Below are 10,719 nucleotides of genomic sequence, written 5' to 3' on the forward strand. Positions count from 1 at the left end.
AATGACTGATCAGCACCGGTTCGACGTGACCACGTCGGACGGCCTGACCCTGGCGGGATTCCGCTACGGCACCCACGACGCGGCGCGCCCGACGGTGCTCGCGATCCACGGCTACCCCGACAACCACCACGTCTGGGACGGCGTCGCCGCCGCGCTCGAAGGCCGGGCGAACGTCTACACCTACGACGTGCGCGGCGCGGGCGAGTCGGAGGCGCCGGCGGGTAAGGCCGGGTACCGGTTCGACCGCCTCATCTCCGACGTCTCGCGCGTGATCGACGCGGTGCGCGAGGTCAGCGGCGATAGGTCGAAGGTGCACCTGATCGGTCACGACTGGGGTTCGATCCAGGGCTGGCACGCCGTCGTGGATCCCGCGGTGGCGGACAAGACCGCCTCGTACACATCGGTGTCCGGGCCGAACCTCAACCACGCGGGCGAGTACCTGCAGGGCGTGCGCAGCGCGAAGGACGTGCCCGCGCGACTGCGCCAGGCCGCCGGCTCGACGTACATCCCGTTCTTCCTCGTTCCGGGACTGGCCGATTCGCTCTACAAGCGCGGCTGGGGCCAGAAGTTGATCGAGACGCTGGAGAAGCGCGGCACCGGCGGTAGGACGGCCGAGGGCTACACGCGCAGCGACCGGGACTTCACCAACGGCCTGAACCTGTACCGCGCCAACATGCCCGGGCCGTTCCTCAAGCCGACCGATGCGACGACGTCGGTGCCCGTGCAGGTGGTCACGCCCGAGGGCGACCTGTTCGTGACGCCGCCGCTGCAGCTGGCCGGCCTGGAGAAGTCGCCGAAGTCGCGACACGTCTCCGTGCCCGGCGGGCACTGGGTGGTGGCGCAGAACCCCGGGCCGCTGGCCGAGGCGACCTTCGAGTGGATCGAGGCCAATCGATGATCCGCAGCATTCCCGTGAACGGCCGCTGGGTGCGCGTGCGCGTCTCCGGTGACGAGGCCCTGCCCACCCTGCTTCTGCTGCACGGCATCACGCGCAGCCTGGAGGACTGGGACCCGACCTTCGAGGCGCTCGAGGGCGAGTACTGGCTGATCGCGCCTGATCTGTCCGGGTACGGCTGGTCCGCGCCGCATCCCGACGGTGCGGGGCTCGCCGCCCTCGCCCGTGGCGTGGCCGAGCTACTGGATTCGCTGTCGATCACCGAGCCCGTCCATGTGGCAGGCAATTCACTCGGTGGCGCCGTCGCGATGACGCTCCTGGCGCAGCGCCCGGAGCTGGTCGCGTCGATGACGCTCGTCGATCCGGCAGGGTTCGGCAAGGAGGTGACTCCGCTGCTGCGCCTGCTGGGGATCCCGGTGCTGGGCAAGCTGATCGCGACCACCGCGAGCCGCCCGGGCGCCATCGTGCAGGAGCGACTGATCTTCGCCGACAAGTCCTTCGCGACCCGCGCCCGCATCGACCACGCGATGGCCATCGCCCGCGAGACCGACGCCGGCCTCACCGCGTGGAAGACCGCCGATTCGCTGGGCTCCGTGCTCCGCGGCGTGCGCCAGGACTGGCGCGACGAGCTGCACCGGACCATCGCGAAGACGCCGCGCCCGACGATGGTGCTGTGGGGCGATGCCGACCGCGTGCTCCCGCCCTCGCAGCTGGACAACGCGCGGAAACTGATGCCTCACGCCGAGACCCACCTCATCCCGGGCGTCGGTCACATGCCGCAGATTGAGTGCACCCGCGAGTTCGCCGCGCTGCTCACGTCGTTCCTGCAGCGCAATCCCGTTGCCGCGTCGCCGAAGGCCGCGTCGCAGTAGGGGCGACCGCCGCCGGCGGCACGGACATAGCGGGCGGGGCAGACGCATTCGGTGCGCCGGTGCGGGCTGCTCTCCGCGACGCACTTGGCGGGAACGCCCCTGAGTTCCCACCGGACCGCAGTCCACCGATCAGTTCCGATTCTTCATAACGTTGCAACGCTATGAGGAGTCGGAACTGCTAGCGGGAAGCGGGATCGCGGCGGCTCAGCGGGCGGGCGCGGCTCCGAGCGCAGCGGCGAAACCGACGACTGCGAGCATGATTCCGACGATCACCCAGACGCCTCCGACGTCGTTCCCGCGCACCAGCCCGCAGGAGGCATGCGGGGCGCGCATGGCTTTTCAGACGACTACCGCATCATCGGGAGCTCGAGAGCGAGCGGGCGATCACGGCCGCCTTCGTCGCGGAGGGGACGCGGACGCGGCCGGACCGCGCACCGTCGAGCCCGGCGGCGCGCAGGCGACGAAGGAGCTCGACGTAGAGGTCGGCGGCGACACGCACCCCACGCCGGACGTCGCCCGGCAGCCGCGCGATACCGGCCCGCCCGGCGGCGAGGTCCGCAGCGGCGTCGTCGAGGGCATCGTCGAAAGCGCGCTGCGTGAGCTCGGGCAGGTAGGCGCGACCGAGGCGCAGCTCGTCGTCGGAGAGATCCCGCAGGAAGTTGACCTTCTGGAAGGCGGCGCCGAGACGCAGGGCGTCGGGCGCCAGCCGCTCGTAGTCCGACGGCGCGACCCCCACCAGGTAGGCGCGCAGGCACATGAGGCCGACGACCTCCGCGGAGCCGTGGATGTACTCCGCCAGCGATTCCGGCGTGTGCGGCGCGGGTGTGAGGTCGGCCCGCATGGACGCGAAGAAGGGCCTGGTCAGCTCCGTTCCGAAGCCCGTGGCCCGGGCGGTGCAGGCGTAGGCGTGCACCACGAGGTTCGCGCTGAAGCCCTCCTCCATCGCCCGCTCGACGGCCGCTTCGAGAGCGTCGAGGTGCGCCCGCGGATCGGTGGGGCAGGCACCGTCGACGACCTCGTCGGCCACGCGCACCAACCCGTAGATCGACGTGATGTGGTCCCGCACGCGCCGCGGCATGAGGCGCGCGGCCAGCGAGAACGACGTCGAGTACTCGCGGATCACGACCGCGGAGGCCGCGACCGCCGCGTGCAGGTATCGCTCGCTCGAATCCATACCCCCAGTCTCCCGACCGCGTCGGCGGACCTGTCAGGGCACCCCGATACCGTGGGGGCCATGCGCGTCGCCACGTGGAATGTGAACTCGGTCAAGCAGCGGCACGGCCGACTGCTCGAATGGCTGGATCAGCGGCAGCCGGACGTCGTCTGCCTGCAGGAACTGAAGATGACGGACGACGCCTTCGCCACGCTGATCGGCCCGGACCTCACCGAACGCGGCTACGAGTTCGCCACCGCGGGCCAGCCGCAGTGGAACGGCTCGGCGGTGCTGTCGAAGGTCGGCCTGGAGAACGTGGTGGTCGGGATCCCGGGCGCGCCGGAGTACGACGGCATCGTCGAGGGGCGCGCGATCTCGGCCGTCTGCGACGGGATCCGTGTGCACTCCCTCTACACGCCCAACGGCCGCGAGGTGGGCTCGGACCACTACGACTACAAGCTCGAGTGGCTCGCCGCCCTCGCCGCGCAGGTGAAGGCCGACACCGTGCCCCAGCTGGTCTGCGGCGACATGAACATCGCCCCCACCGACGAGGACGTCTTCGATCCTGCGGCCTTCGTCGGCCACACCCACGTGACCGCCCCGGAGCGTGCGGCGATCGCGGCACTCGCGGAGCTCGGCCTGCGGGACGTGGTGCGCGAGCACTGGCCGGACGAGCAGGTGTTCTCCTACTGGGATTACCGCGCCGGCATGTTCAACAAGAACCTCGGCATGCGGATCGACCTGATCCTGGCCAGCGCCACGGTCGCCGACCGGACCGCGGCCGCGTGGATCGACCGGCAGGCCCGCAAGGGCAAGGGACCGTCGGACCACGCCCCCGTGATGCTCGACATCGATACCGCGCCCGACGGGGACATCGGGCCGATGGTGCCGCCACCGTCGGCCGGGCGGGTCAGCCCCCGGGGCGCGAAGCTGCCGCAGGCCAAGGATTGACCACCGCGTTGCAATAGCAACGTCGTCTCGCTAACCTACGCCGAGATCATGGGCGAGAGGGCGTGGGGCGTGAGCGGGATCCTGGAGCACGACGGAATCAGCAGGCGAGAGGCGCTGCGCGCCGCCGGAGTGGGCGCGGCCGCAGCCGGTGTCGCGGCGCTGGGAGGCACACTCGGCACGGGCCTCGTCTCGGCGGCGCCGGGCGTCCGCACGGACGGCACGCCCGACCCACAGCGGACCTGGGACACCGAGTGCGACCAGCTCATGAAGTCCGTACTCGAGCGGGGCGACGCGGGCCGGGTCAACCGGGCGCTCGCCGACTGGCAGACGAACGACCAGCCGGTCCCGGCCGGCATGCCCTCGGACGTGCGGGACTTCATCGAGCACGCCCGTAAACTCCCGGACTGGCTCGACCGCCGACTCCTCAAGGGCGCCGACACGTTCTACACCACCCGCAGCCTGTACCTGTCGGTCATCATCGGCTTCTCGGGCGGCGTCATGATGTCGGTGATTCCCCGCGAATCGCAGGCGGTGTACTGGTCGGCCGGCGGCGCGAACATGAAGGACCGCATCGCCAAGACGTACCGGCTGGTCTACGACCAGATCGCCGTCGGCGCCTACGGTCCCAGTGGCCGCGCCGCGACCACCGCGGTCAAGGTGCGGCTCACGCACAGCGCGGTGCGACACCTGCTCCCCCAGTCGCCGCACTGGCGCACAGTGAACAAGCAGCCCCAGCCCATCTCGCAGGCCGACATGATGGTCACCTGGCACAGCCTCGCGACCATGGGTATGCGCATCATGCGCAACTGGGGCGTCCATCTGCCGCAGGACGAGATCGAGGGCCTGCTGCACTCGTGGCAGGTGAACGGCCACATGCTGGGCATCCACGACGCCTACATCCCGTCGAGCTGGGAGCAGGCCGAGAAGCAGGCGCAGGTGGATCTCGACTCGATCATGGGCCCGACGCCCGAGGGGGTGAAGATCGCGAGCATGCTGATGGACCTGGGCAGGTCCGTCGACGGCACGATCCTCTCCCGTCCCTCCCTCGAGGCCTTCACCCGGTATTCGCTGGGCGACAAGCTGACCGACTGGATGCAGCTGCCCCGGCAGCCGTTACTGCAGGGGCTGCTCACGGCCGGCTGGCCGACGTACGTGGCGATCCGCGAGGGTGTGCTCACGCAGACCGCCATGCCGCCGGAGATCTACCGCCAGTTCGATCAGCTCGCCAACACCCTGGAGCTCGTGTACCTCGGCGAGTTCCGGCCGATCAACATCGAGATCCCCACGGGGAACAATCCGAACTACGGCAAGCCGCTGTACCGGTAGCCGCCGCTAGTCCTCCGTGCTGAGCACCTCGGCGACGAAACCGTTCACCCGGCGGCGCAGGTCGGCGAGGTTCTGCTCGCGGATCTGATCGGTATCGGTGCCCTTGTGGAAGGCGGGCGGCAGCTTGCGCGCATTGGCGGCACAGCTGAAGTCCTCGCAGACGAGCACGCCGATGGTGTCGCCCTTGCGGCCGGCGGAACCGCCCCGTCGAACCGTGTACAGGACGGCCTGGCTGGAGATGTTCACGTCGCGGCACCAGGTGCACATGGCCTTCGCCTTGGGCTTGGCCTCGGCCTGCGTGAGCAGGATCGTCACCAAGCCGCCATCCGTGGGCACCGCCACGTAGGCGCGGCGCGGGATCTTCTTGTCGCGCCAGCCGAGGAACTCGAGCTTTCCGAAATCAATGTCGTCGAAGTCCGCGGGAAACGTGACCCGCTTGACCTCACTCTTGGTGGCGCCCCGGAAGGCGTCGATGATCTGCTGCTGGGATACGGGATCCATGATCGAACCGTCTTTCACAAAGCCCCGCGATCGGATGCGGGTGAAGGAGTGTGTGGGCAGAGCTACGCAGCCGGTCCTGCTGGATCGGCTGCGGGGCGGGGTCATCTGCCATGGCGCAGGGCGCCGGACACTCCTCCTCGGTTCATGCCGTCCACTCTACGTGCGCCGTCACGCGAATTTTCCGCAGGAGCTTCGAGGCCGCTCTGTGAATCCACGGCTGAACTCCACAGGAGGCCAAATCCGGCCTCGTGTCGATCTGAGCCGTGGATTCACGGACACCGTCTCACGGGAAGCGGCGGGCCAACTCCGCCCAGGTCTCATCCGGCGCCCTGCCAGTGGGGAAGCGACCGTCGATCTCGAGGATCGCCATGCCGTGCGCGGCGGCCCAGAGCGCCTGCGCCGCATGCGGATCGCCGGTGACCTCGAAGAAGGGCGCCCCCGACCACTCCTCCAGCCCCTCCGGCAGGGCCGCCCTGTCCAGCGGCCCGACGGTGGCGAGCCGGTACAGGTTGGGATTGCCCCGGGCGACCGCGCGGTAGGCGGTCAACAGGTTGGACACGTCGGTCACGGGCCGCAGCGCCCCGCCCGACTCGGCGAGCGCGACGCCCACCAGCACCGCCTTCAGCGCGTCCTTGTTCGCGAAGTGCTTGTAGAGGGACGGTGCCCGGATCCCGATCTCGTCGGCCAGGTCGCGCATCGTCACACGGTCCCAGCCGTCGCGTTCGAGCAGGGTGCGCGCCGTCTCGACGATCTGTCGGGCGCGAGGCGTGGCCTCGCGCAGCGGGTCCAGGTCGACGGGGATCACCGGGCGATCGTAGCCAGCACCCGGTCGCGGAGCGCGGTGTTCATGGCGTCGAAGCCGTCGGTGACGTCGATCGCCGAGCCGACCAACGGCACGAGGACGCCGCGGAAGTGCTCGCCCTGGGTGAACCGGGTGCCCGTCGGGGTGGCCTCGAGCCGGAAGAAGTGCTCGCCGTCGAGCAGGCGCGGCACCAGCACGCGCCCGACCCAGCGCAGCTCGGCGTCCGGAGTGACCGCGAGCACCAGCGGCCGGAAACCCGTCTCGGAGCCGCCGTTGCTGATCCGGACGTCCAGTTTCTCGCCGACCGTCAGGCCGTCCGGGGCGGCGGCGTGGACGACGAACGGATTCCACTGCGGGTAGGCGTCGAAGTCGATGAGGACCCGCCACACCTCTGCCGGCGACGCGGGGATCTCGATCGACCGCTCCACCGTCCGCTCGCGGTACAACACGACCGCGAGCGCTCCCACCAGCACGATCACCGCGACCACCGACGCGATCCACTTCATGACGCCCCCTTGGCTAACGTTGTTAGCTTGAGATTAGGCGAACAACGTTAGCCGCGCAAGTAGCCCTCGGTCAGCGGCCGGACGGGTACCGCCCCGCCGGGCCGACGCCCTCACACGATCCGGCGGCCAGCAGCGGGATCGCGACGGTTCCGAGCACGAACAACGCGAGCGCGAGGAATCCGACGATCAGCCGCTTCCGCCCGCGGCCCGGAGTGAGCAGCACCCCTGCGGCGATCGTCAGCACGACCGCGACGACGGTCCACACGAAACCGAGGGCGTTCACGGAGATCCGCTCCGGCACGCCGTACGCCATGCCGCAGACTCGACGGCCGACGACGTGCGCGATCTGCCACGCACTCAACGCCCCAATGACCCCGGCGACAGGCACCCCGAACCGGACGAAGCCTCGTGCAACCCGCCGGTACTCCTCGTCGACCCCCATCGGCCGAGCCTAACGCCGGGCGTTCCGCGGAGACGGGCTGAGCAGCGTCCGGCTCAGCGCCGACGGGCGATGTCCAGAGCGGCCTTGGGGCGCGAGAGGAGGTACTCGCGGGCGAGGTTGCGCACCCAGGAGCGGCGGGTGCAGGCCGCCTCGGCGCGGACGGCGTCGGCATCGAGGCCGAGATGCCGGGCGAGGGCGGCGGCCCGTCGGGCATGGAAGAACTGGGAGACGAGCAGCACGCGCCCCACTCCGAACTCGTCCCGCGCACGGAGGCAGGCGAGGTAGGTGTCGAGGCCGGCACCGTCGGTGAGCAGTGCGGAATCCGGCACGCCGCGGTCGCGGAGCCACCCCGTCATCACGGCGATCTCGTCACCGGAGAGCCCCTCGGAGTTCCCCGAAACCAGGATCTTCTCGACCTTCCCCAGCCGCAGGAGCTGCAGCGATGCCTCCAGCCGACCCTCGACGAAGGAGCCGGGACGGCCACCGCGCACCGACGCGCCGAAGGCGATCGCCACGGGCGCGGACGGTGCCGCCTCAGGCGAGTACAGAGGACCCAGTCCGGTGATTCCCGTCACGACGGCGCGCAGTCGCGAGGCGGGCTGCGCGAGCGCTGAGGCGACGGAACTCATGCGCCCACCTTACCGAGCAGGTAGTTAGGTCAACCTTCGCGCGAAGGCCCCCTGGTCCGCGATCTACCGTTATGCCAGACGCAGTGGTTTCGCACTCATGTTACCGACGAGTAACATGAGTGGCTACCCAGCCCGCGAGGCAGAAAGGTGCACGACGTGGACCAGACGTATTTGGCCGCCGCCGAGTCCGACATCACCCCGCTGAACATCACCCTCGGCACGATCGGCGCCATCGCCTTCGTCGTCGCCTGGGCGATCTTCTTCCGCGGCGCGTTCCGCATGGTGCGGATCATCGCGCAGGGACAGTCCGCGAAGGACCGCTGGCTCCCCTTCATCCCCCGCGCCGCAGAGGTCGTGGTCGAGTTCCTCGCCCACACCAAGATGATCAAGAACCGCACCGTGGGCATCGCCCACTGGTTCGTGATGATCGGCTTCCTCGCGGGCATGGTCTTCTGGTTCGAGGCGCTGCCCCAGACCTTCGACCCGCACTTCCACTGGCCGGTCGTCGGCTCGTGGCCCGTCTACCACCTGATGGACGAGATCCTCGGCATCGCGACCTTCCTCGGCATCCTCGTGCTCATCGTGGTCCGCCAGATCAAGCACCCGCGCAACCCCGCGCTGTTCTCGCGTTTCGCCGGCAGTAAGTTCCTGCCCGCGTACACGATCGAGGCGATCGTGCTCTCCGAGGGCGTCGGCATGATCCTGGTCAAGGCCAGCAAGATCGCCACCTACGGCGAGTCCAGCCCGGTCACCGACTTCTTCACCCGCCACGTCGCGACGCTGCTCCCCGCGAGCCCGACCCTCATCACCGTCTTCGCCTTCATCAAGCTGATGTCGGGCGTGATGTTCCTGATCCTGGTCGGCAGCAACCTCACCTGGGGCGTCGCCTGGCACCGCTTCTCCGCGTTCTTCAACATCTACTTCAAGCGCGAGCTGGGCAGCCGCCGCGCGCTGGGTGCCGCCAAGCCGATGGTCGCCAACGGCAAGGTCCTGACCATGGAGAACACGGACCCGGACGTCGACAACCTCGGCGCCGGCAAGATCGAGGACTTCTCCTGGAAGGGCTGGCTGGACTTCACGACCTGCACCGAGTGCGGTCGCTGCCAGAGCCAGTGCCCCGCGTGGAACACCGGCAAGCCGCTGAGCCCGAAGCTCCTCATCATGGGCCTGCGCGACCACGGTTACGCCAAGGCCCCGTACCTCCTGGCCGGGGGCCGCACGGACCCGTCGGGCGAGGAGATCGGTCTCGTCGGCAAGGACGGCGAGATCGATCAGGCCAAGCTGGACAAGATCCCCGCCGAGGCCCGCGCCGAGGCCGAGCGCTCGCTCGTCGGCCCCGCGGGTGAGGACGGCGCCCTGGGCGGCGTCATCGATCCCGAGGTCCTGTGGTCCTGCACCACCTGTGGTGCCTGCGTCGAGCAGTGCCCCGTCGACATCGAGCACGTCGACCACATCGTCGACATGCGTCGCTACCAGGTGCTCATCGAGTCGGAGTTCCCGCACGAGCTGGCCGGCCTGTTCAAGAACCTCGAGAACAAGGGCAACCCCTGGGGCCAGAGCGCCAGCCAGCGCACCGCCTGGATCGACGAGATGGACATCGAGATCCCCGTCTACGGCCAGGACGTGGAGTCCTTCGAGGGCTTCGAGTACCTGTTCTGGGTCGGCTGCGCCGGCGCCTTCGAGGACCGCGCGAAGAAGACCACCAAGGCCGTGGCCGAGCTCCTCGACGTGGCCGCCGTGAACTTCCTGGTCCTGGGCCAGGGCGAGACCTGTACCGGTGACTCCGCCCGCCGCGCGGGCAACGAGTTCCTGTTCCAGATGCTCGCGCAGCAGAACATCGAGCAGCTCGACGAGGTCTTCGACGGCGTGCCCGCGAAGCAGCGCAAGATCGTCGTGACCTGCGCGCACTGCTTCAACGCGCTCGGCAACGAGTACCCGCAGGTGGGCGGCGACTACGAGGTGGTCCACCACACCCAGCTGCTCAACAAGCTGGTCCGCGAGAAGCGCCTCGTGCCCGTCGCGCCCCCGAGCGAGGACGTGACCTACCACGACCCCTGCTACCTCGGCCGGCACAACCAGGTCTACGAGGCCCCCCGCGAGCTGATCGGCGCCTCGGGCGCCACCCTCAAGGAGATGCCGCGGCATCTCGAGCGCTCCATGTGCTGTGGCGCCGGTGGCGCGCGCATGTGGATGGAGGAGCAGCTCGGTAAGCGCATCAACATCGACCGCGTCGACGAGGCCCTGAACACCCTCTCCTCGTCGCCCGAGGCCACGCCCAAGAAGATCGCCACCGGCTGCCCGTTCTGCCGCGTGATGCTCTCCGACGGCGTGACCGCCCAGACCGCCGACAACGAGGCCGCAGCGCCCGAGGTCGTCGACGTGGCCCAGATGCTCCTCGAGTCCGTCAAGCGCGGCCTCCCCGAGGGCATCGTCGTCGGGAACCCGAACCGCAAGGTGTCCGACGGTGCCACCGCCCTCGCCGAGGCGCCTGCCGAGGCCCCCGCGGCTGCCCCGACGGCCGCTCCCGCTGCCGCGGCCCCCGCCGCACCGGCTGCACCGGCGGAGAAGAAGGACGCGAAGCCCGCGGTCGGCCTCGGCCTGGCCGGCGGCGGCAAGCGCCCGGGCGGACCGAAGAAGCCCGG

The 10,719-nt window shown here is 69.7% G+C and carries 12 protein-coding genes; 5 read left to right on the top strand and 7 right to left on the bottom strand.

Going from position 1 to position 10,719, the window contains the following annotated elements; all coding sequences use genetic code 11:
• Position 1: 1 nt before the first annotated feature.
• Positions 2–898 (top strand): alpha/beta fold hydrolase, encoded by an 897-nt coding sequence (locus tag FK268_RS19365; protein ID WP_146437028.1) that lies wholly within the window; start codon positions 2–4, stop codon positions 896–898.
• Complete coding sequence (locus FK268_RS19370; RefSeq protein WP_146437030.1) at positions 895–1,767, top strand: alpha/beta fold hydrolase; 873 nt, start codon at positions 895–897, stop codon at positions 1,765–1,767. The genes FK268_RS19365 and FK268_RS19370 overlap by 4 nt, the downstream gene beginning before the upstream one ends.
• A 204-nt stretch (positions 1,768–1,971) precedes the next feature.
• Here the strand turns inward: FK268_RS19370 and FK268_RS25240 are convergent, their stop codons facing one another.
• Positions 1,972–2,100, bottom strand: a complete 129-nt coding sequence (locus FK268_RS25240) for a hypothetical protein (RefSeq protein WP_269434237.1) — start codon at positions 2,098–2,100, stop codon at positions 1,972–1,974.
• A gap of 22 nt (positions 2,101–2,122) precedes the next feature.
• On the bottom strand, positions 2,123–2,941 hold the full coding sequence (locus FK268_RS19375) for a phytoene/squalene synthase family protein (RefSeq protein ID WP_146437031.1): 819 nt from the start codon (positions 2,939–2,941) through the stop codon (positions 2,123–2,125).
• A 60-nt stretch (positions 2,942–3,001) separates the two neighbouring features.
• On the opposite strand from FK268_RS19375, the gene FK268_RS19380 reads away from it, so the two are divergent.
• Positions 3,002–3,871, top strand: a complete 870-nt coding sequence (locus tag FK268_RS19380) for an exodeoxyribonuclease III (protein WP_146437033.1) — start codon at positions 3,002–3,004, stop codon at positions 3,869–3,871.
• Between the two features lie 48 nt (positions 3,872–3,919).
• Complete coding sequence (locus tag FK268_RS19385; RefSeq protein ID WP_146437035.1) at positions 3,920–5,197, top strand: oxygenase MpaB family protein; 1,278 nt, start codon at positions 3,920–3,922, stop codon at positions 5,195–5,197.
• 6 nt (positions 5,198–5,203) lie between these two features.
• Here FK268_RS19385 and FK268_RS19390 read toward each other — a convergent pair whose 3' ends face one another.
• From FK268_RS19390 to FK268_RS19410, 5 genes are all read right to left on the bottom strand, one after another.
• The gene (locus tag FK268_RS19390) at positions 5,204–5,698 is read right to left on the bottom strand and encodes an FBP domain-containing protein (RefSeq protein WP_146437037.1); all 495 of its coding nucleotides are present in this window, start codon (positions 5,696–5,698) and stop codon (positions 5,204–5,206) included.
• Between the two features lie 283 nt (positions 5,699–5,981).
• Entirely contained in the window at positions 5,982–6,503 is a 522-nt protein-coding gene (locus tag FK268_RS19395; protein WP_158636165.1) for a TetR/AcrR family transcriptional regulator, read from the bottom strand.
• Complete coding sequence (locus FK268_RS19400; protein WP_146437039.1) at positions 6,500–7,006, bottom strand: SRPBCC domain-containing protein; 507 nt, start codon at positions 7,004–7,006, stop codon at positions 6,500–6,502. Before FK268_RS19400 ends, FK268_RS19395 begins: the two co-directional genes overlap by 4 nt.
• Before the next feature lie 70 nt (positions 7,007–7,076).
• A complete protein-coding gene (locus FK268_RS19405; RefSeq protein WP_146437041.1) occupies positions 7,077–7,448 on the bottom strand; it encodes a hypothetical protein in 372 nt (123 codons plus the stop codon).
• A 53-nt stretch (positions 7,449–7,501) separates the two neighbouring features.
• Positions 7,502–8,077, bottom strand: coding sequence for a SanA/YdcF family protein (locus FK268_RS19410; RefSeq protein ID WP_146437043.1), 576 nt, complete (start codon positions 8,075–8,077; stop codon positions 7,502–7,504).
• 192 nt (positions 8,078–8,269) lie between these two features.
• Between FK268_RS19410 and FK268_RS19415 the strand changes: the two genes are divergently transcribed.
• Positions 8,270–10,719, top strand: a 2,450-nt coding sequence (locus FK268_RS19415) for a heterodisulfide reductase-related iron-sulfur binding cluster (protein WP_166443507.1), incomplete at its 3' end; no start/stop codon positions are given.

This window comes from Tsukamurella sputi, from assembly GCF_007858445.1.
Classification (GTDB): Bacteria; Actinomycetota; Actinomycetes; order Mycobacteriales; family Mycobacteriaceae; genus Tsukamurella; species Tsukamurella sputi.

What these genes read in the sequence shown, in the direction of transcription:
- FK268_RS19375 (WP_146437031.1), bottom strand. Translation starts at nt 2,941, where the DNA reads ATGGATTCGAGCGAGCGATACCTGCACGCGGCGGTCGCGGCCTCCGCG.
- FK268_RS19380 (WP_146437033.1), top strand. Translation starts at nt 3,002, where the DNA reads ATGCGCGTCGCCACGTGGAATGTGAACTCGGTCAAGCAGCGGCACGGC.
- FK268_RS19400 (WP_146437039.1), bottom strand. Translation starts at nt 7,006, where the DNA reads ATGAAGTGGATCGCGTCGGTGGTCGCGGTGATCGTGCTGGTGGGAGCG.
- FK268_RS19390 (WP_146437037.1), bottom strand. Translation starts at nt 5,698, where the DNA reads ATGGATCCCGTATCCCAGCAGCAGATCATCGACGCCTTCCGGGGCGCC.
- FK268_RS19405 (WP_146437041.1), bottom strand. Translation starts at nt 7,448, where the DNA reads ATGGGGGTCGACGAGGAGTACCGGCGGGTTGCACGAGGCTTCGTCCGG.
- FK268_RS19370 (WP_146437030.1), top strand. Translation starts at nt 895, where the DNA reads ATGATCCGCAGCATTCCCGTGAACGGCCGCTGGGTGCGCGTGCGCGTC.
- FK268_RS19410 (WP_146437043.1), bottom strand. Translation starts at nt 8,077, where the DNA reads ATGAGTTCCGTCGCCTCAGCGCTCGCGCAGCCCGCCTCGCGACTGCGC.
- FK268_RS25240 (WP_269434237.1), bottom strand. Translation starts at nt 2,100, where the DNA reads ATGCGCGCCCCGCATGCCTCCTGCGGGCTGGTGCGCGGGAACGACGTC.
- FK268_RS19365 (WP_146437028.1), top strand. Translation starts at nt 2, where the DNA reads ATGACTGATCAGCACCGGTTCGACGTGACCACGTCGGACGGCCTGACC.
- FK268_RS19385 (WP_146437035.1), top strand. Translation starts at nt 3,920, where the DNA reads ATGGGCGAGAGGGCGTGGGGCGTGAGCGGGATCCTGGAGCACGACGGA.